Consider the following 19,939-nt stretch of genomic DNA (forward strand, 5'->3'; position numbering starts at 1 on the left):
TTGCGGCCGCCGAGGCGCGAAATGAGGTTCTGGTAGCGACTGCCCCAGAGGCGCTGCGTACCTTTATAACCGCTATGGCGACTTCGAAGCCGGTGAGCGTGGTTACTGTCTGCGGGGCCGGCGGCCCTGGGCTCGGTCCTCCATGGATTCCCAGAACCTCCTCATGTTCGGCAGCGAGGCGCCTTGCCACCACATGGTCTGCCGGAAGTTGAGGAACCTATGCTTAGCAACGAGTTCACGCTGCTTTCGGCAGAAGGCCTCGCTCATCTCGGATTGATGAATCTTGTCGGACTTGGATGGATAGGGGCAGAGCTGTACCGGGCAGCCTGAGGCACAATTCTCGCGCCCCAGGGTCAACTTCTCTGTCGAGCCGGGACGGCAGGGGTCAAGCCACCCTCGGTCGCCCCGGAGGCACGATGGCAGGTCGGTGCCCCCAGTCTGCTTGAGACGCGTTTCGTAGTCCTTCGAGGAAGGCGGGTCCCCTCGGTCGGCCAGGTTGAGCAGGAGCAGTACGTCGGCCACAAGCTTCCGTGCCCGCGGGTCGAGCAGGCTCCAACCTGTTGAGGGCGGAATCCACAGGTGATCAATAGTGTTCATCCGGTCAAGGTGCCTGGACTCGGAGCCCACTCTCGATACGACGCCAAACTCGTCTATCCACAGGAACCGTTCCGGCGCGTGATGCTCAAGGGCGAGTACCGCCATGTCGGCAGCGGCAGTCACGAACGGATGGTGCACCCTCCGTCCGTTGGCTACCGCTAGTGGCGAACGAGCCTCGGTGCCCGCGGTGTCGAGCCAAGCGTTCACCTTGGACCGCGCCTGGGAGTAGGTCAGCCGCTCTGGCTCCGGGTGCTCGCTGTCCGCATCGGGCATATGCCAAAGGCACAGCGCCTGGATGAGGGTGAGTTGAGTGAACCAGAAGTCCGTCCGGCGCAGCAATGAATTGGCCCGACCGATCAGATAGCTTTCACATTCCGGGGTATTATGGCGGTGCTGGCGACGCCGATTAGCTGCATACTTGAACCCCTGCGCCAAAGCGACCTGTTTGACCAGACACCCTCCTTCACCTTCCGAGCCCGCCCCATTCATTGCCCCATGCAGCACGTTTTCAAATTCCTCGTTGACCCATTTCAGGTTATGCGAGTGTTGTGAATTCTCTTCCTTGTGCTGCTTGTGCCACACCGATGCGCTCCCGAAGAGCATGGGAAGAAGCCACGATCGCGCTACTTCTTCCCACTCACCAGGGGAGCCGTTCCCCTTTGCACGCTGCTCATCAAGCTTGCGCAGCGTACTTATGGCCTTTGTCCCACTGTCAGCGAATTCCTGCACTGCGGCAAGCCTGATTCCGTGTGAACGGTCGGTTCCCGCGATCGCATTCAATGCTTCGTACCCTTTTCTCAGACCTCCCTCCAGCACCTCTGTCTTATCGTCCGTTTGGCGCACACCCTCATACTGCGCCCGACTGTCCTCCAGGTTGTGAAGGGTAGTGGCAAGCGATCGAGCGAGGTGCAATTTCGCTTGGCCGATAGTCCATTGATCGGTGACGATCTTCTCCTCGCTCTGCTTGTTTTCGATCCAGTCAACGAGCTTTTCCGCGATATTCGCGAAGCGCGCTCCACCCATTTCGCTATCGATCTCGAACGCGCGAATAAACACGTCGAGTACCTTGCTCGGGTCGGCGCCCCGCATTGCTTTCCTGAAGGTATCGAAATCCTTGTCGAACTTCAACCCCTCATACCAGGGCTCCAAGTTCCGAAGAAGGGCTTCCTTTTCCTTTTTCAGCCTTTCCCCCGTGGCACTAAAAGAAGTTCCGTGACTATAGGCATACATGGAAAGCGCGAGGAGGAACTCGTTGCCGACGTCAAGATGTTCTTCGCCCCCCACTCGCTGCCACATCGCGTCTTTCACGTAGCCGGGACTCAGTGCAATGTGCATCATGCGGGACCCGAGATATGCCTGCATGATGCTGTGCGGGAAGCGAAGACCGTCACCGTACGGCTCTACCAGGCCCAGTTTTGCGCCAAGCGTCGTCGCCAGCTCACGACCGATCCCTGATTCGCTTTGCAGTTTTTTCAGCTCGTCCTTGACCTCAGTGCAGTGGTCAAGCGGTGCATGGATTTCCGACCGTTCCTCGAATAGATATCTGAATTCTACGACCACGGAGTCTCGCTGCAACCCAATGCAGGCGAGGAGTGATATTTGGTCGATGACTCTGCGCCTCACGTCCGTGGAGATTTGCACGTGGCGGTACAGCATGCCGTCACTCACGGCGTTCACCCATGTCTTGAGCAGGTGAAGTCGTTGATTGGTAAGTATTTCGTGGCTTCGGGTGTCCAGGTCGGTGTCTGCTTCCCTGTAGCGGAGATGTTTCGTCAGACCCTGGTCGCAGAGTTCTTTCATGACCTGTAGATAAAGGGGGGATTCGACAACCCTTGCCACCCGCACCACATATTTGAGTCGCTGTTCGTCCTCAGTGGAGTGGTCTTGGTTCGATCTGAGGTAATCGAGCGCCTCTTCCTCGTTCAGAGGCTCCAGGTCGATAAGGGAAGCGTTGATGCCACGGATGGGGTCATGTGGCCTCGATGCGATGACCAGAGGAAGGTTTTGCTCATTCGCACGCTGTACAGCATCCCGGATCAATATGTCACGCCCGGACCCGATTCCATCACTGATCAGTAGTTCCTCAAGACCGTCGGCCAGCACAACGATCCTGCCGTTGTTGCGCAGCTTCTGCCAGAGTTTCGCCGGGTCGACCGTGAAGGGGATGATGCGAGACCGAGTCCTGATGATCTCGTAGAAACGCTGTTCACCGAGCGCCTCGAAATCGAGATTCTCTCTGTCCTTCGTCTCCCGTGCTTGTTTTTCGCGGAGCCGGATGGGCACCGGGATGTAACGTTCTTTTGCCAGTTTCTCTGCGAGTTTCAGCAGTACGGCTGTCTTACCCGCGCCGGCACCTCCCATGATCAGCTGGGGCCGCGGGTTCTCCTTGCTGGTTACTTCCTTGAGAATGGTGTGGCAAAGCGCGTCACGGCCCACGACCTCGCCGAAGATTCTTCCTGCCGTAGGGACAACCCCATGCGGGTTATTCCTGACAGTCTTCAAGTACTTCCGCTTGACCGGCCCGTAGGCTGCCACGAGGAAGAGGAGAGCAGTCAAAGCGAACAAGAACAATGTCGTGAGGCCGCTGGCGAGACCATTGCATGCGAGCGGGTGCCCATTGCATCCCTTCTCAAAGGGTCCAGCCTCATTCGAGGGAGAGAGCAATTCGACGACACCCCAGAACATCCAGGCGAGGAAAGCCATTGCCAGGACAAACAGCACAATACGGGTAGACGAGCGGCCGATCGCCTGCGGCCAATTGCGTACGTAGTGGCGGTCGCGGTACGACCAGTAGGAGCGCCTGGCCCGCTCCTGTGTGTCGGCAAGGAAATTACGAACGCCGCATCCTATTCGCCTGAGGGTCCGCTGGACCGCCCCCGGCTCTCTATGCTGCTTCTTCGGTGCCCGAAAATCCGCGTCGTTCATATTCTCCTCCCGCGGGGCCGGAGGTACAGCACCACTCACCACGGCGGGCTGCGGGGTAACCGAAACAAGGGGAATGTCTCTCCCAGGTTCGCTTGGGGCTGCGGCCCGGGCAACCCGGGGCCGCCGCGGGCTCAGGCGTCGGAAGCGGTGCAGCCAGGCGGAACCCTGCTCGATCATCCAGCGGCAGGCGCTGCTGTCTGTGCGCAAGTGGCCCCCTTGCGGGTGGCAAGAGGGACGGTCCTGGTCCCCTGGGCCATCGACGTCCGCAATGTGCCAAGCGGAGGCTGAGACACCGTCATCACTGGGGCGGCGCCGATTCCCGGCCTCAGTTCCACAAACCTGAGCTGGTCAGCACCCGGCGAGGTGGCCCAGGACTGAACGGATCAGCTGGGGGGGGCGGAATTCGTGGCGGAACTTTTCATGCCCGTCCACCATGCCCCCATGGCCTCGGACGAGCACACCAGTGATGCGGCGGTGACTCGGTGGACGCGGGCGAGCGTCTACCCCGACATGTGGGTGGACCCGGGCGACGATCCTCGCGAGACCGATGCCGAAGTCGTCGACGAGCGTGGGGCGTTGCTCGACTGTCTGCGGCACTTTCGGCTCACCCTGGAGATGAAGTGCGCGGGCCTGGACGCCGGGCAGCTGTACCGGACCGACGAGGACCGCGACGGGGACTGGACCGGGGCGGTCGCCGACCAGGCGGTCGTGGACGAGGCATGGCGGCAGTGGCGGACCGAAGTGGAGCGGACCGACCGGTACCTGGACGGGGCCACCGATCTCGCCGCCACGAACACCGGCTTCTCCGAGCTCGGCCCAGAACCGGGCGGCCGACTCCTGCTCCGCGACGTCCTGCTCGCGCAGATCGCGGAGTACGCACGCCACTGCGGCCACGCCGACCTCCTGCGGGAGCGGATCGACGGCCGGGTCGGGCAGTGAGCAGGCTCCCTTACCCGTGAGGTAATCGACGCTCCTACGGTGTCCGGACAACCTTGGCCTCATGACGCCTGCCACCACTGCGGACGCGACCCGCGCCACCGTTCAGAAGTTCCTCGAGCTCCGTCTCGCCGGGGACACCGCCGGACTCACCGCGCTCTTCGCCGACGAGGTCGACTGGGTGCTCGCCGAGAATCCGGGGGTGCCGTGGATCCGGCCGCGGTCCACCGCCGCCGAATGTGCCGCGCAGTTCGACGAGTTGATGGAGCACACCGTTCCGGAGGAGGCCCGTGCCTCCGTCGACGCCTTTCTCGTGGACGGGAACGACGCCGTCCTCACGGGACATCTGTCGGGGACCGTGCGGGCGACCGGGAAGTCCTTCGAGGGGCCGTTCGCCCTGCGGCTCACCGTCGAGGACGGGCGGATCACCCGGCACCACCTCTACGAGAACAGCCTCTCGATCGCCGAGGCCTGTGCTCGGTGACCACGTCCTACCGCTCGACCAGGACGTTCGTGGACTCCGGGTCGCCGGAGACGCCCGAGGGTTCCTCCGGATCGGACGGCCACCAAGGGGCCGTGACCGCCGCGGACAGCACCGCGCCGACCTCGCTGTAGGCGGGCGCGGCAGGTGGCAGTGCCAGGCGGACGCGGACCGTTCGGGACTGGCCGGGCGCGAGGGCGAACTCGTCCGTCTCGATGTGCGTCCGGCCGGTCAGGTCGGCCCAGCGGTCCTTGTCCCCCTTGCCCTTCTGATCTCCCTTGTCCCCCTGGTCCCGCTTGTCCTCGACCGACCAGGGAAGGCCGCGGACTGACTGGCCGGGAGCACCGGGGCCGAGGGTGATCGCGATGCGCAGGCCGGAGCGGGTGAGCTTGCCCGCCGCGTTACGGACCCGCACCTTCCACTCCACAGGCGGGCCGCCCTCCGTCGCCCTGAGTACGTCCGGCACCTCGAGGGCGAGGTGCGTGGGGTCGATCGGCAGCCGGAGCCGCGGTGCCGATGCCGCCGCGTGGGCGCTTGGTGTCCAGCCCTTCCGGGCCAGTTGCGCGGCGACGGTGGAGGTCCGGCCTTCGCCGGAGCCGCGCTCCCTGTCGGCGGTGAACAGCCGGAAGTCGAAGGCCGTCCGGGCCTTGCCGTGGTGCGCGAGGGGCAGTACGGCGACGAACTCCCCGTTGTCGTCCTGCTCGTTGGTCCACTGGAGCGGTACGTCGTGCCAGGCGCCGTCTTCACGGACCTGGAGCCGGTCGGGGGACAGACCGATGAAGAGCCCCAGTACGCGTTGTGCCGCCTGTGCGTCGGTGAGGCGGCCCTCGACGGAGACGCGGAAGGGGAGCGGCGGGCCGCCGGGGACCAGTGAGTCTTTCTCCCCGAGATGGATGGCCGGACGTGGTGCCGATACGGCCGGGCTTCGGTCCGGCGACGCGTCCGGTGCTCGGTCGGCACACCCTGCTGTCACCGACAGGGCGACGAGCAGCGCGAGCGGAGCGATTAAGCCAGGTATTCGGGCCTTTGCCACGGGAACCTCCGCGCGGAGTCTAGCCATCGGTGCCCGCGCGGCCCACGCCCTTACGTCGACCCGTCATGTCGACCCGTCACGTCGACCCCGCCGCACCGACCGCCAGTACTGCCGCCCGCCCTCGTCCCGTACGACCACCCCCAGCCGCAGCAGCTCCTCGCGCAACTCCCGGGCGTCATCGGCGCCGTCCTCGTGCTTCCGGGCCTGTGCGCGTGCCCTCAGCAGGGCGTCCGCGCCCTCGGGCAGGCCGGGGATGCCGGGGACCCAGCGGCGGAACTCGGCACGGTACGGGTCCTCCGCCGCCCAGCCGTAGCCGTGCTCGGCGAGCGCCTCCGTGAGGCGGCGCCAGGGCAGACCGCAGTGCTCCCGGGCCAGTTCCAGGCCGTCCGGGGCCAGCACCACGAGATGCTTGCCGTCCCTGAAGAGCGCTGCGATCTCCTCACGGGCGAGCTCCCGCGTCGTGTCCCTGACGGTGAGGGTCACGTGGGTGTCGGAGATGCGGACCGACAGCGACTCGTGCACGGCGGTCAGGCCCAGCAGCAGGCCGCCGAGCGCGCCCACCGCGACCGTGCCGAGGGTGAGAGCGGGTTCCGGGACCGACGTCAGCAGCTCGGCCGGGCCTTCCAGCGGTGCCCACGGCAGGGACAGCAGCCAGCGGGCGAGGATCGGGAGCACGGCGCCGATGCCGGCGCCCACCCCTGTGCAGAAGAGGGTGATCGCCCAGGCCGATTCGGCCAGCTCCGTGGCCGGACCGCCCGTCGGCGGATCGGGTCGCTTGCCCATGTCCACGTGCCTCGCGTCCTCCATGGAGCGAGTCTCGGCCGGAACGACATGCTCCGTCGTCAGCCGTTGGTCTACTCGTCCGCGACTTTGGTCGTCCCTCGGGGACCGCGCGCTGCAAGGAGCCCTCAGCCGCCAGGAGCCCTCAAGGGTGCATCCGCGCCCCCTTCACCACCTTGTCGACCGCGTTCTTCGGGCCGTAGACCGCGAGGCCGACCAGGTCCAGCTCCGCCGTCGGCACCGCCCGTACCGCAGCCCGGTTGTCGCGGTCGTTGCCCGTGCCGAACAGGTCGGAGGTGAAGACCGAGCGGGGCAGGGAGCGGGACAGGGCCCGGGTGTGGGCCGTGGTCAGGGTTTCCTTGGTGGCCTCGAAGACGAGGACCGGCTGGCGGAACATCGGCAGGTAGGGGACGCCGTCCGCGTCCTCGTACGGCTCGCCGACCACCTCGGGGATCTGCGTTCCGAGGCCACTGACCAGGAACGACGTCACGTTGAGGCGCTGCCACGGCTCCAGGTCCGCGCGCAGCAGTACGGCGATCTTCGTGTCGAAGCGGATCGGCTCCAGGGGTGATGCGGTGTTCATGATCCGAGCGTGCCCGGCAGGTCCCGCCCGGGTCTTGTACGTTCTTTGCATGGCCGCAGAGCCCCTCGCCGAGTCCTCCTCCGGCTCCTCCTCCGGGTCCTCCAGGAGCGTCTCCGCCTGGCGGCCCCCCGTCGCCGGTGTCGTCGAGGTCTTCCACGCCCGTTTCACCGAGTACACGTATCCGATGCACGTCCACGAGGCCTGGACGCTGCTGATCGTCGACACCGGCGCCGTGCGGTACGACCTCGACCGGCACGAGCACGGCACCCCGCACGACACCGTGTCGCTGCTGCCGCCGCACGTGCCGCACAACGGCTCCCCGGTCAGCACGGAGGGCTTCCGCAAGCGGGTGCTGTATCTCGACGGGACGTATCTCGGGGACGAGCTCATCGGGGCCGCCGTCGACCGCCCCGATCTGCGCGATCCGCTGCTGCGGCGCCGCGTCGGGCAGCTCCACGGCGCGCTGGTGCGGCCCGGTGAGGAGCTGGAGGCCGAGAGCAGGCTGCTGTTCGTCGGGGAGCGGCTGCGCGGACATCTGCGGAACGACGGTGCCGTGCCCCGTCCCGCCGATCCCGTCCTGGCGCGGCGGTTGCGGGAGCTCCTCGACGAGCGGGTCGTCGAGGGCGTCGCGCTGCGGGAGGCCGCCGGGCTGCTCGGCGCCCATCCCGCCCATCTCGTACGGGCGTTCAGCACGGCATACGGCATCGCCCCGCACCAGTACCTGACGTCCCTGCGCGTGGGGCGCGCCCGGCGGCTGCTCCTCGAGGGACGCTCACCGGGGGACGTGGCGGTGGCGACCGGGTTCTGCGACCAGTCGCATCTCACCCGGCACTTCCGGAAGCTGGTGGGTGTGCCGCCGGGGCGCTATCGCAGCAGCGCGCGCTGAGCGTCGTGGAGATTGCGCGGCCGTACGGCGTCCGTCGTGCCGTACAGCTCCAGGCGGGAGTGCAGGTCACCGGGGAAGTCCGGTACGTCGATCTGGTCGAACTCGGTGACCTCGTTGAGGCCCACGGTCGCGGAGTGGGGGGCGAGGCCGTCGAGGCGGATCATGCCCGCGCGGCCGTTGGTCACCCGGATGTTCCAGTGGGTGAAGCGCGCGCCGAACAGTGGCCCGGCACTGGCGTCGCCGCCGTGGCGGCCGTCGTTGTGGACGGTGATGTCGGTGCGGACGTTGGCGAAGGGCAGGCCTCGGTGGCTGTCGAAGGTGCCCATCCGCATGTCGCCGCGTGACCAGACGTTGTGGGAGGACAGGCCCTCCACGTTGATGCCGTGGAGCTGGGTGCCGGCGGGGGCGGGGGTCGTGCGGGCCTCGATCGTGAAGTCGTCGATCAGGTTGTCGTGCGAGCCCTCGCGGCAGAAGTACGGGTGGTGGACTCCTCGGCCCGCCACGCGCGTGTGCCGGAGCGTGCAGGCGGAGGCGGCCACGAGGCCGAAGCCGTTGTCGACGTGGCGGACGGTGACGTCGTCGGCCCAGCAGTCGTAGGCGCACTGGAGGACGACGCCGTTGTGGCCCTTGTCGAGGAGGTGCGGCTGTTGCGGGGTCTCCACGGCCTGAAGGGTCAGTCCCTCCACGCCCGATCCGGTCAACTCCTTTACATGGGTGGTCAGTCTGGGGTCCCACTCGGGGCGTAGATCGAGCGGGAGGGGGCGTTCGAGGGTGGCCTGGCGGCCTCGGACGCGGGTGATGCGCACCGGCCACTCGTAGGGGACGTACGAGGTCAGTTTCGTCTTGTCGTCCCAGGTGTACGCCTCGGGGCCGGGGCCGCCGCCGGACATGTGCTCCAGCAGCGTGTGGCCGGCGTCGTCGGCGAGGCGGAGGAGGACCAGAGCGCCGGGGCGCAGTGCCGAGGGGTCCTGGACCGTCACCGTCCAGGACCCCTGGCGTGCCGGGGCGAGGGTCGTGAGCGTGCGCCACTCGTCGCGCCGGTTGCCCGTCCAGCCCTCGAACGGCCAGGACTTCGCCCTGATCGCGGCGACGAGGGAGTCCCAACGGGCCTCGGGGGCCAGCCAGATCAGGCCGCCCGCCCAGGACCAGGAGGACTTGTCGCCGCCGTAGCGGGAGCCGTAGACGCCGATCAGTTCGGTGAGGTTCTTGGTCGCGAGGAGTGTCGTACGGCCGCTTCCGGCGCCGCGCAGGACCACGTTGGAGTGGCCGACGCGGATCACGTCGTCGATACGGAACGTGCCGGGCGGGATGGTGACCGTGCCGCCGCCGGCCCTTCCGGCGGCGGCGACGGCGCGGTTGATCGCGGGGGCGGAGTCGGTCGTGCCGTTCGCCACGGCACCGAAGTCGCGGACGTCGGCCACGACGGGGCGGCGCGGGAAGCGGCGGGCTCCACCGTGGTGACCGGCCCGGCCGACGAAGGGGATCTGCGGGTGAGTGAAGGGATGTCCGGTGAACTCGCGCCAGAGGGAAGGCACTGAAGGCACTGAAGGGCCAGAAAGGCCAGAAAGGCCTGAAGGGCCTTTGGCAGGGGCCGCCTGTGCCGTGCCTGTCGTCGTTCCCGTTATCGCGCCGAGCGCCACGGCCGTGGTCCCGCCGAGCAGGGCCCGTCTGGTGAGATGCGCATTGCCCATGTCCGTACGCCCTCCATGCGGCTCGTCATGGATGTGAACGACGTTCAGAACTGCGTCAGTTGGTGAGCATGCCACGGGACCCCTACGCCGAAAAGAGGGCGCGCAGGAGTTGGGTCAAACGTCTTGGTACGGACCTGAAGTCAGCCTGCGGGCCGCTGGGTCAGGTGGCTGAACGCATCCAGGTTCCGCGTCGATTCACCGCGCGCCACCCGCCACTCGTACTCCTTGCGGATCGCCGAGGCGAAGCCCAGCTCCAGCAGGGTGTTGAAGGCGCCGTCGGAGGCCTCCAGGACCTGGCCGAGCAGGCGGTCGATCTCGTCGGCGGTGACGGCGGACAGGGAGAGGCGGCCGGTGACGTAGACGTCGCCGTGCTGGTCGACGGCGTAACTCACGCCATAGAGCTTGAGGTTGCGCTCCAGGAGCCAGCGGTGGACGCCCTGCTCGTTCTCGTCGGGGTGGCGGATGACGAAGGCGTTCAGCGAGAGGGAGTGGCGGCCGACGATCAGGGAGACCGTCGTCTTCAGCTTGCGGGTGCCGGGCAGCTGCGCGACATAGGCGCCCGGTTCGGGGCTCTCCCACTCCAGCTCGGCGTCCTTCAGCGCTCCCTCGACGACCTGCGCCGCGCGCTGTTGCTGATCGGTTTCACCCATGCTGCGAGCGTACGCGACGGCGGTGTGCCTGCATCGCGGCCGTGTAGACGTCCGCGGTGGCGGCGGCCGCGGTGTCCCAGCCGAAGGACTGGGCGTGGCGGGCGGCCTGCGCGCCGAGCCGGGGGGCCAGCTGCGGGTCGTCGGCGAAGTCGCCGAGCACGCGCGCGTACGCGGCGGGGTCGTGGCCCTGCACGAGAAAGCCCGTGTGTCCGTCGCGCACGGCGACCGGCAGGCCGCCGACCGATGCGGCGAGCACCGGGGTGCCCGCCGCCTGGGCCTCTATGGCGACCAGGCCGAAGGACTCGCTGTAGGAGGGCATGACCAGGACGGACGCGGCGCGGAACCAGTCCACCAGCTGTTCCTGGCCGACCGGCGGGCGGAACCGTACGACGTCCGCGATGCCGAGGCGGGCGGCCAGCTTCTGCAGGCCCTCCGGCTTGGCGAGGCCGCTGCCGCTGGGGCCGCCGACGACGGGGACGAGGATGCGGGAGCGCAGTTCGGGGCGTTCGTCGAGGAGGACGGCGACGGCCCGCAGCAGCACGTCGGGGGCCTTCAGGGGCTGGATGCGGCCCGCGAAGAGCGGGATCAGGGCGTCCTGGGGCAGGCCGAGACGGGCCCGGGCGGCGGCGCGGCCGTCGGCGGGCGAGAAGCGGCTGAGGTTCACGCCGGGGTGGACCACGGCGACCTTGTCGGTCTCGGCGGCGTAGTGCCGTACCAGTTCGTCGGCCTCTTCGGTGGTGTTGGCGATGAGCCGGTCGGCGGCGGCGACGATCTGGGTCTCGCCGATGACGCGGGCGGCGGGTTCGGGGGTGTCGCCGTCGGCCAGGTTGGCGTTCTTGACCTTGGCCATGGTGTGCATCGCGTGCACCAGGGGGACGCCCCAGCGCTGGGCGGCGAGCCAGCCGACGTGGCCGGAGAGCCAGTAGTGGGAGTGGACCAGGTCGTAGTGGCCGGGGCGGTGACCGGCCCAGGCCTGCATGACGCCGTGCGTGAAGGCGCACAGCTGGGCGGGGAGGTCCTCCTTGTTGAGGCCCTCGTAGGGGCCGGCGTCGATGTGCCGGACGAGGACGCCGGGGGCGAGTTCGACGGTCGGCGGGAGGGCGGCGGCGGTCGCGCGCGTGAAGATCTCCACCTCGACGTTGATCGCGGCGAGGCGCTGCGCGAGTTCCACGATGTAGACGTTCATGCCGCCGGCGTCGCCGGTGCCCGGCTGGTGGAGCGGGGAGGTGTGCACGGAGAGCATGGCCACCCGGCGGGGCCTGCGGTGCAGCCTCAGGCGCGCGGGAGCGGACGCGGAGCGCCGCCCGAGCCTGCCGATGTACTGGCTCACGTGGCGTTCCTCCTCGCTCCGGGCATGCCTGTCGCAGGGCGCACGTGCCCTCCAGAGCGCAAACATCGGAACGGGGCGCTCCATTTCCCGATTCGCGACTTTTACCGAATCATTACCGCTCCTCGCTCAACCGTTCGAGGCCGGAAAGTGCCCCTGCGCGTCGGCTCCGGGAGCGTGACCAGCGACTCCGGGAGCGTGACCAGCAGGTGAACTCGGTCTGACGACTCCGGTGAGCGGACAACCGGGCACCCGCCGCGCCTGTCACAGACCACGAAGGGACCCACAACTGCCTCACGGAGGTTCGCCATGCCCTCTCGCCTCGTCAGCCGCCCCCGGCGGTTACGTGCCGCATCGATCCTGATGCCCGTTCTCGGCACAGCCCTGGCCGTTCCGATCGCCCTGGCCGGTCCGGCCGGTGCCGCGGCGCCGACGGCCACCGCCGCGGTGAACGAGTACGGCTGGCACCTCACCTACACGGCCGCCCCCGGGCAGGCCAACAAGGTGAGCATCACCCAGTCGTACACCGGCGACCGCTCGCGGTTCACGTACGTCATCGACGACGTCGTCCCGATCGACACCGGGAACGGCTGCGACCACCCCGACAGCGCGGACCTCACCCGGATCTCCTGCACGGTCGAGGCCCCGGAGAGCCAGTCCCCGCTCAACTCCCTGGAGATGGACCTGGCCGACGGCGCCGACACCGCCTCCTTCGACAACGCCACCGACCAGGTCTACTACTTCAACTCGATCGAGCTGGGCGACGGCGACGACAGGTGGACCGGCGCGACCGGCAGCCGGGTCGACGGCACCTCCGTCCGGGGCGGCGCGGGCGACGACATCATCACGGTGGGCGCCCTGGGGTACGCCGGGGGCGGTGACGGCGACGACACCCTCGCCGCCGCCGGCGGCGGCGAGATCGTGGACGGCGGCCCCGGCGACGACACCCTCCGCGGCGGCGACGGCGACCAGATCCTGCGCGCCGACGACGGCGCCGACACGGTCTACGGCGGGGCCGGCGACGACGAGCTGTACGGCGGCCGCGGCAACGACATCCTGTACGGGAACAGCGGCGCCGACCGGATCTGGGGGAACAGCGGCGACGACGAGCTGTACGGCGGGCCGGGCGCGGACACCCTTTCCGGCGGCCCGGGCCGGAACATCGTCCGCCAGGACTGAGGGACTCACCTGCCGGGGGCCGCTCGGGCGGGCGGTCGCTCGTGCGGTTCCCCGGGCAGGTGATCGCGCGCGTGCCCGGGCGGGTTACTGATCATGCTTGGGAGGCACCGGAACCTGGCCCGGAGCCGGGCGGCGATGACCGGCCTGGCAGCCCGGCCGAGAGCCGCGGATCCACACCCGCGCCCGGGCCGCGTTCGGCCAGCGCCCGGGCCTCGCCCGGCCCGCGCCCGGCTCGCGGTCGCCTCGGCCGGTGTGCGTCCTCGGGTCGGCGGGGCCGCCTACCCTCGTACGCATGACATCCCGCCCGGCGACCCGCCCCCGCTCTCGGCCTCGCCCGAGCGCGGCGGCCCCCGTCGTGGGAACGGTGACGCGCGGGACGACCAACCCCAACCGGCTGCGCCGTATGGACCGCTGGATCGCGGCCGCCCACGGCGCGGAGCTGCGCCGTGCCGCCGACCCGGTGGCGGTCGACCTCGGGTACGGCGCCGCCCCCTGGACAGCCGTCGAGCTGCTGCACCGCCTCCGTACGGTCGCTCCCCGCGCGCGCGTGGTGGGCGTGGAGATCGAGCCGGCCCGGGTCGCGGCGGCGCTGCCGTACGAGCGGGCGGGGCTCGTCTTCCGGCACGGCGGGTTCGAGATCCCGATCCCGCAGCGCCCCGTGCTCGTCCGGGCGGCGAACGTGCTGCGGCAGTACGAGGAGGGCGAGGTCGCGGACGTGTGGGCGCGGTTGTGCGCCCGGCTCGCGCCGGCCGATCCGGCGACCGGGTCGCGCGGCGGGCTGCTGGTCGAGGGGACCTGCGACGAGATCGGGCGCCGGCACGTCTGGGTCGCGCTCGGCCCGGAGGGCCCGCGCACGGTCACCTTCGCGACCCGGCTCGGCTCCCTGGAGCGCCCCTCGGACCTGGCCGAACGCCTGCCGAAGGCGCTGATCCACCGCAACGTCCCGGGCGAACCGGTGCACGCCTTCCTGCGCGACTTCGACCGCGCCTGGGCGGCCGCCGCGCCCTACGCCTCCTACGGCGCCCGCCAGCGCTGGATCCGTGCGGTGCGGGACCTGACGGCCGACTGGCCGGTGGTGGACGGGCCGGTGCGGTGGCGGCAGGGCGAAGTGACGGTGCGGTGGGAGGCGTTGGCGCCGCGGTGCTGACCGGTTGACCCGCCGACCGGCTGACCTCCCGGCGTGGCCGGTCGACATGGGCCGCCGGGAACGATCTCTTTGAGTTGTTCGTCACACAGGCGGGGAGATCGTCATGCCGGAGGCATACCTGGGAGGGAACGGCGGGAAGCACTACCCCTGTCGTTTTGCGGGCCGACGTGGCAGCATCCCCGGACGACCGGATGTTACTGACGGTTAATCAGTTGGGGGCTGAAGTATGGGCAGGGGCAAGCGGGGCCTGATCGCGACGGCCGTGACGGTGGTCTGTGCGATCACCGTGCTGGCGGCGCCGGGCACGGCGTTCGCGAGTCCGAGCCCGAGTCCCACACCGACGCCGAGCGCGAGCCCGGCGCCCGCTCCCAGCAAGGATCTCGAGGCCGTACGCGAGAAGCTCGACAAGCTCTACCGCGCGGCGGCCCGTGCCACCGACGAGTACAACGCCGCCGAGGAGAAGGCCGACAAGCAGTCCGCCGAGATCGTCGAACTGGCCAAGAAGATCGTCAAGGGGCAGGAGCGGCTCGACGAGTTGAAGACCCGGGCGGGTGCCGCGGCGGCCTCCCAGTACCGCGGTGGCGGACTGCCGCCCGAGGCCCACCTGATGCTGAGCGACGATCCGCAGGAGTTCCTCGAAGGAGTGGGCCGGGTCCGCCAGGGCCAGCACGCGACCAAGGGACTGCTCGGCGAACTGACCCGCACGCAGCAGGACTTGAAGCAGTACGCGAAGGACGCCTCCGCTCAGTGGAAGAAGCTGGAGGCGGGCCGCAAGGCCAAGGCCGCCGCGCAGAAGAAGATCGAGAAGCAGATCGCGCAGGCCGAGAAGGTCGAGTCCCAGCTGCGGAAGGAGGAGCAGAAGCGTCTCGCCGAGCTGGAGAAGGAGGCCGCAGACAAGGCACAGACCGCCTGGCTCGGCTCCGGCATCCTCGACGACATCAGCGGCAAGGCGACCGAGCAGGGCAAGAAGGCCGTCGCGTACGCCACGGCCCAGATCGGCAAGCCGTACCAGTGGGGCGCCGAGGGGCCGAAGACCTACGACTGCTCCGGGCTGACCTCACAGGCCTGGATCTCCGCGGGCCGCGGCATCCCGCGCACCTCGCAGGAGCAGTGGAAGCGGCTGCGCCACATCGACGTCCGGGACATGCGGCCCGGCGACCTCATCATCTACTTCGACGACGCCAGCCATGTCGCGATGTACGTCGGCGACGGGGCGATCGTGCACGCCCCGCGGCCCGGGCGTACGGTGACGATCGCGGGGGCCGGGTCGATGCCCATACTCGGGGTGGTACGGCCGGACGCGGAGGCCGGCTCCGACTGATCCCGTGCCGCTCGCACCCGCTGAGCGAACACCGGATATCGGATATCGGACAACATGTCGCGGCGCTCGCAGCGGCGAACCGGACGCGGCGAGTCGTGCGGTGACCTGGAACACGTGACCCGCCCCACCCCGAACCTCGGCCGGACCATGCGAGGGCGTGACGTTCGTCATCCCCGCAGCATCCCGGCCTTGTCCAACTGCTGCACATATCGCGGCATATGACGCTGGCCGATGGCGCAGCGGCGTGGCTCACACCATTCCAATGCGGCGCCGACACCCGCTATGGTCCCCGTCGGTGGGTCGAGGTCCCTCGCCCCACCGTGCCCTCGGGGGGAGGGAAGGAACCCAAGACGATGCCCGTACCCATACCGCGGCAGAGAGCGATCCCGGCCGTGGAGAGTGGTCAGGCGCAGGCCGCGTCCCCGTGCGGCGGCCCGGCCGAGGACTCCGTGACGGACGTCTCGGCCACGGCCCCGCGCACGCCGGACACCGCCGGGAACACCACGGAGAAGGTGGAGAGCACCACCAGCCACACCAACCTGACGCTGCTGCTGATCGAGGACGACCCGGCCGGTTCGCCGATCGTGCCGGACATGCTGGACCAGGCAGGCAAGCCGATCCGCGTCCGCACGGCCCGCAACCTGACCGAGGCCGGGCGGCTGCTGACCGACGACGTCCACTGCATCCTGCTGGACCTCGCGCTGCCGGCGCCCGGCCGTGGCGACACCGACGACGAGCTCGCCGTGCTCAGGCACGTGCTGGAGATCGCGCCCCGGCACGCCGTCCTCGCGCTGACCGCCTCGGGCGACGCCGAGCGCGGCGCGGAGGCGGTACGCGTCGGCGCCCAGGACTACCTCTTCCGCGACGAGCTGGACGGCCGGCTGCTGAGCCGCGCGATCCGCTACGCCGTGGAACGAAAGCGCTCCGAGTCGGCCGAGCGCCGCCTCGCCGAGGGCCGGCTGCGCGCCCAGGAGAACCGTCGCCTGGAGCGAGGTCTGCTGCCGACGCCGCTGCTGGACGGCTCCCCGCTCCGGTTCGCCGCCCGCTATCGCCCGGGCCGCTCGCGCGCCCTGCTCGGCGGCGACTTCTACGACGTCGTGCGCACGCCGGACGGCACCGTGCACGCCATGATCGGTGACGTCTGCGGTCACGGCCCGGACGAGGCCGCGCTCGGTGTGGAGCTGCGGATCGCGTGGCGCGCGCTGACGCTGGCGGGACTGTGCGGTGACGAGCTGCTGAACACGCTGCAGCAAGTGCTGGAGCACGAGCGGGCCGACGACGAGATCTTCGCGACCCTGTGCACGGTGGACATCGCGCCGGACGGCCGCCGCGCCGGCCTGTGCCTGGCCGGGCACCCCTCACCGCTGCTGGCCCGCCCGGGCAAACCGGCCCGCCTGCTGCCGTACGACAACAACGGTCCGGCCCTCGGACTGCTGCCGGGCGCGCGCTGGCCTCGGATGCAGGTGGAGCTGGGCGCCGAGTGGAGCCTGATGCTCTACACCGACGGCCTGATCGAGGGCCGCATCGGCCAGGGCCGGGAACGGCTCGGCCAGGACGGCATGACGGAGATGGTCCGCCGCCAGTTCGCCGCGGGACTGCGGGGCGAGGCGCTGCTGCGGGCGGCGGTGAACGAGGTGCGCGACCTCAACGGTGGCGAGCTGACGGACGACGTGGCGGTACTGCTGCTGGACCGGGTGCCGTAGCTCCCTGGGCCTGCCGGAGGGGGCGTTTACCGGCCGCCGTTCCACGGCCCGTACGGACCGTCGCTGCTGGAGCCGCGGTGGCTGCGGCCACCGCCGGGGAGCGCGCGGATGGCGGGGCGTACGTCGACCATGTACACGATCGTCGCGATGAGCCCGATGATCGGCAGGAACGACAGGATCGGGAAGAGCAGGTTCACCACGAAGGCGATGCCCAGGACGATCAGCCAGAACGGTTTGGTCTTCTTGTCGGCCGCGCGGTAGGCGTCCTCCCGGCGCACAGCGGCGTCGATCAACGCGAAGCCACTGAAAACGATCAGGGCCATGCTCAGAAGCCACATCAACCCTGCGAAGCCCTGCATCAGCACAACGTCCACCACCAGACTCGGCTCGTCCTACGCGGTCACCGTACCCGTACAACGGGCCGGACACCCCCAGGGTGCCCGGCCCGATGTCGCTCTCCGCCTTCCGCCGTCCTACTTCGCCGGCGGGGTGGTCTTCTTGGCGGTGGCCTTGCCGTTGGTGGCGGGCTTGCTGCCGGGGGTCGTGGTCTTGGCGCTGGGCGCCGTGGTCTTGCCGTTGGCGGGCTTGCGCGCCGCCGGGGCCTTCTTGGCGGCGGGCGCCGGCTTGGCGGGCGTCGGCTTCGGCACGGCAGCGGAGGCAGCGGCGGGCTTCGCCGGCTCCTCCTTGACCTCGACCGGCTGGGACTTCGGCTGCGCCTTCGGCTCGACGGCCACGGCCAGCTCCTCGACGCTCTCGGCGACGTCCTCGATGCCCTCGGCGGCCTCGCCGCGCCAGGTGCGCACGGCCTGCTCACCGTGCTCGGCGACCTTCTCGTAGGTCTCCCGCGCCTTGACGGCGTACTCGGCGGCCACGCCGACCCCGCGCAGCGCGAAGTCCTGGGCGTTCTCGCCGAACTTCTTCAGGTCCGCGTCGAGGTTGCTGCCGAGCTTCTTGATGTCGGTGTCGAGGGACCCGAGGAACCCGGTGACCTTGTTCTGGAGCGTCTCCTGCGTCTCGCGGACGCGGGCGGAGGCCTCCTTGGCACGGGCGGACGCCTTCTCCTGCACGGCCTTGGTGTCGGTGTTGCGCACGGCCTCGAACCGCGCCGGGGCCTCGTTGCGCAGCTGCTCCACCAGGGCCGGGACCTTCTTGGCCTGCTGGAAGGCGAGGTCGGCGGTACCTGCGGCGAAGTAAAGCGGGGTCGGGTCGCTGAGGGTCTTGCGCAGGTCGTCGGTGATGGCCATGGTGATGGTCCTCCCGGATTCTGTCTCGCTTGAGTTCGGCTGAGGGTTGTGTGATCCGCGGCGGGCGGCCGGTGCCCTGGTCCGGCTCAGCCGGCCGTCTGCTGCGGGTCGGTGTCAGTGCGGCCGCTGTCCTTGCGGGTGCGGCGGGTGGCGGACGTACCGCCGTCGGTGCTGCGGGGACGACGGGCCGGTGGGGCGCCGTCGTCGACCGCGAGGGTCGGACGTATCTCGGCACGGGCGCCGGCGGCACCGCCGGTCGCACTGCCGAGGACTCTGTCCGGTGCGGCCATGTCGACGTCCGCGTCCCCGTCCCCCGTCCCGAACCCGTTCTCCTTGCGGAAGGACTCGTAGATCTGGAGCAGCACCTGCTTCTGCCGCTCGTTCAGCGTCGGGTCCGCGAGTATCACGGCACGCGTCTCGACCTCGTCCCGGTCCCGCTCGGCGTCGAGGATGCCGGCCCGGACGTACAACGTCTCGGCGGAGATCCGCAGGGCCTTGGCGACCTGCTGCAACACCTCCGCGCTCGGCTTGCGCAGCCCGCGCTCGATCTGGCTCAGGTACGGATTGGACACCCCCGCGGCGTCGGCGAGCTGCCGCAGCGACAGCTGCGCGTTGCGCCGCTGCTCGCGCAGGTAGTCACCGAGATTGCCGACGTTCAGGGTTGCCATGCCTCCACAGTGCAACACCCCGCTAACTATTGCAAGCACCTGCTTGCAATAGTGCGCCACGCCACCCGTACGGCAGAGGGGCGCACCTGACCGCCCATCACGAAGCATCCGCATCGTGATCGATGAGGAACATCCCGGATGCCAGAGCGCGGGCGACGTCGGCGAAGTACTGCTCGTCGGCGCCAGGGGCAAGACCGAGCGGGACGCCCTGACCGAGACCGACGAACAGTGCCCTGAGCGCGGTGGTCAGGCGTTGCGCCTGGTGCGATGTCACGGCGCTTCCGTTGTGCGGCCTTCCGGTGAACAGCGCGATCAGATGGTCCTCCTGCGCCCGGATGGACGTGGCGAGCTGCGCCCCCAGCTCCGGGTCGTGCAGGGCCATGTCCAGCAAGGTGATCTGGAGCGACAGGCCGGGCAGCGCGTCCGCGGCATCACAACTGCGCCGGTAGTACCGGGCGAAGGCGTCGACCGCTTCCAGTAGATCAAGTCCGGCGGGAACCGCCTGCTCGATCTCCTCGTAGTACGGCCGCAGGTAGTCGGCGACCAGGGCGACCACCAGGCCGTTCTTGCTTCCGAACAGTGAGTAGATGGCGCCGGTCGTCAGGTCGGCGCGTTCGGCGATCTCATCGAGCCTCGCCCGGTAACCGTCCCGGGAAACGACCTGGAACGCAGCGTCCAGCAAGGCCCGGCGGTTGCGTTCCTTGGCCTCTGCTCTCGTCATTCTCATAATTTGATTATTACCGTAATCTCATTACGGAATCGGGTACGCACGAGTTGCACTTCAAGGA

At 69.2% G+C, this 19,939-nt stretch carries 18 protein-coding genes; 7 read left to right on the top strand and 11 right to left on the bottom strand.

Features of this window, described 5'->3' with window-relative positions; genetic code table 11:
• Nucleotides 1-102: 102 nt before the first annotated feature.
• Nucleotides 103-3,522, bottom strand: a complete 3,420-nt coding sequence (locus ABZ016_RS29625; RefSeq protein ID WP_356919755.1) for a hypothetical protein — start codon at nucleotides 3,520-3,522, stop codon at nucleotides 103-105.
• A 441-nt stretch (nucleotides 3,523-3,963) separates the two neighbouring features.
• On the opposite strand from ABZ016_RS29625, the gene ABZ016_RS29630 reads away from it, so the two are divergent.
• Both ABZ016_RS29630 and ABZ016_RS29635 read left to right on the top strand, forming a co-directional pair.
• Nucleotides 3,964-4,461, top strand: coding sequence for a DUF664 domain-containing protein (locus tag ABZ016_RS29630; protein ID WP_356919756.1), 498 nt, complete (start codon nucleotides 3,964-3,966; stop codon nucleotides 4,459-4,461).
• A 61-nt stretch (nucleotides 4,462-4,522) separates the two neighbouring features.
• Nucleotides 4,523-4,942, top strand: coding sequence for a nuclear transport factor 2 family protein (locus ABZ016_RS29635; protein WP_356919757.1), 420 nt, complete (start codon nucleotides 4,523-4,525; stop codon nucleotides 4,940-4,942).
• Nucleotides 4,943-4,949: 7 nt separating this feature from the next.
• Here ABZ016_RS29635 and ABZ016_RS29640 read toward each other — a convergent pair whose 3' ends face one another.
• The 3 genes from ABZ016_RS29640 to ABZ016_RS29650 all read right to left on the bottom strand — a co-directional run bounded on the left by ABZ016_RS29640 (nucleotide 4,950) and on the right by ABZ016_RS29650 (nucleotide 7,335).
• Nucleotides 4,950-5,972 (bottom strand): hypothetical protein, encoded by a 1,023-nt coding sequence (locus ABZ016_RS29640; RefSeq protein WP_356919758.1) that lies wholly within the window; start codon nucleotides 5,970-5,972, stop codon nucleotides 4,950-4,952.
• A 63-nt stretch (nucleotides 5,973-6,035) separates the two neighbouring features.
• Nucleotides 6,036-6,779, bottom strand: coding sequence for a hypothetical protein (locus ABZ016_RS29645; protein WP_356919759.1), 744 nt, complete (start codon nucleotides 6,777-6,779; stop codon nucleotides 6,036-6,038).
• Between the two features lie 118 nt (nucleotides 6,780-6,897).
• Nucleotides 6,898-7,335 (bottom strand): DUF2000 domain-containing protein, encoded by a 438-nt coding sequence (locus ABZ016_RS29650; protein ID WP_356919760.1) that lies wholly within the window; start codon nucleotides 7,333-7,335, stop codon nucleotides 6,898-6,900.
• Between the two features lie 49 nt (nucleotides 7,336-7,384).
• Between ABZ016_RS29650 and ABZ016_RS29655 the strand changes: the two genes are divergently transcribed.
• On the top strand, nucleotides 7,385-8,221 hold the full coding sequence (locus ABZ016_RS29655) for an AraC family transcriptional regulator (RefSeq protein ID WP_356919761.1): 837 nt from the start codon (nucleotides 7,385-7,387) through the stop codon (nucleotides 8,219-8,221).
• On the opposite strand, the gene ABZ016_RS29660 is transcribed toward ABZ016_RS29655, so the two are convergent.
• The 3 genes from ABZ016_RS29660 to mshA form a co-directional block, all read right to left on the bottom strand.
• Nucleotides 8,200-9,912 carry a glycosyl hydrolase family 28-related protein gene (locus ABZ016_RS29660; RefSeq protein WP_356919762.1) on the bottom strand — a complete coding sequence of 571 codons (1,713 nt, stop codon included), beginning with the start codon at nucleotides 9,910-9,912 and terminating at the stop codon, nucleotides 8,200-8,202. The two genes, ABZ016_RS29655 and ABZ016_RS29660, sit on opposite strands and share 22 nt — an antisense overlap.
• Before the next feature lie 140 nt (nucleotides 9,913-10,052).
• Entirely contained in the window at nucleotides 10,053-10,562 is a 510-nt protein-coding gene (locus ABZ016_RS29665) for a YbjN domain-containing protein (RefSeq protein ID WP_356919763.1), read from the bottom strand.
• Entirely contained in the window at nucleotides 10,555-11,892 is a 1,338-nt protein-coding gene (gene mshA, locus ABZ016_RS29670) for a D-inositol-3-phosphate glycosyltransferase (RefSeq protein WP_356919764.1), read from the bottom strand. Before mshA ends, ABZ016_RS29665 begins: the two co-directional genes overlap by 8 nt.
• Nucleotides 11,893-12,198: 306 nt before the next feature.
• On the opposite strand from mshA, the gene ABZ016_RS29675 reads away from it, so the two are divergent.
• From ABZ016_RS29675 to ABZ016_RS29690, 4 genes are all read left to right on the top strand, one after another.
• On the top strand, nucleotides 12,199-13,068 hold the full coding sequence (locus ABZ016_RS29675; RefSeq protein ID WP_356919765.1) for a calcium-binding protein: 870 nt from the start codon (nucleotides 12,199-12,201) through the stop codon (nucleotides 13,066-13,068).
• 355 nt (nucleotides 13,069-13,423) lie between these two features.
• Nucleotides 13,424-14,215: a class I SAM-dependent methyltransferase gene (locus ABZ016_RS29680; protein ID WP_356919851.1), complete on the top strand. Its 792-nt coding sequence runs from the start codon at nucleotides 13,424-13,426 to the stop codon at nucleotides 14,213-14,215.
• A 226-nt stretch (nucleotides 14,216-14,441) separates the two neighbouring features.
• The gene (locus ABZ016_RS29685) at nucleotides 14,442-15,536 is read left to right on the top strand and encodes an NlpC/P60 family protein (RefSeq protein ID WP_356919766.1); all 1,095 of its coding nucleotides are present in this window, start codon (nucleotides 14,442-14,444) and stop codon (nucleotides 15,534-15,536) included.
• 353 nt (nucleotides 15,537-15,889) lie between these two features.
• Nucleotides 15,890-17,239: a SpoIIE family protein phosphatase gene (locus tag ABZ016_RS29690; RefSeq protein ID WP_356919767.1), complete on the top strand. Its 1,350-nt coding sequence runs from the start codon at nucleotides 15,890-15,892 to the stop codon at nucleotides 17,237-17,239.
• A 26-nt stretch (nucleotides 17,240-17,265) separates the two neighbouring features.
• Here ABZ016_RS29690 and ABZ016_RS29695 read toward each other — a convergent pair whose 3' ends face one another.
• The 4 genes from ABZ016_RS29695 to ABZ016_RS29710 all read right to left on the bottom strand — a co-directional run bounded on the left by ABZ016_RS29695 (nucleotide 17,266) and on the right by ABZ016_RS29710 (nucleotide 19,872).
• Complete coding sequence (locus ABZ016_RS29695; RefSeq protein ID WP_078507033.1) at nucleotides 17,266-17,598, bottom strand: DUF2516 family protein; 333 nt, start codon at nucleotides 17,596-17,598, stop codon at nucleotides 17,266-17,268.
• Between the two features lie 114 nt (nucleotides 17,599-17,712).
• Entirely contained in the window at nucleotides 17,713-18,483 is a 771-nt protein-coding gene (locus tag ABZ016_RS29700; protein WP_356919768.1) for a hypothetical protein, read from the bottom strand.
• A gap of 86 nt (nucleotides 18,484-18,569) precedes the next feature.
• Nucleotides 18,570-19,151 carry a helix-turn-helix transcriptional regulator gene (locus ABZ016_RS29705; protein ID WP_356919769.1) on the bottom strand — a complete coding sequence of 194 codons (582 nt, stop codon included), beginning with the start codon at nucleotides 19,149-19,151 and terminating at the stop codon, nucleotides 18,570-18,572.
• Nucleotides 19,152-19,248: 97 nt separating this feature from the next.
• Entirely contained in the window at nucleotides 19,249-19,872 is a 624-nt protein-coding gene (locus tag ABZ016_RS29710; protein WP_356919770.1) for a TetR/AcrR family transcriptional regulator, read from the bottom strand.
• Between the last annotated feature and the right edge of the window lie 67 nt (nucleotides 19,873-19,939).

This window comes from Streptomyces sp. NPDC006372, from assembly GCF_040612515.1.
Classification (GTDB): domain Bacteria; phylum Actinomycetota; class Actinomycetes; order Streptomycetales; family Streptomycetaceae; genus Streptomyces.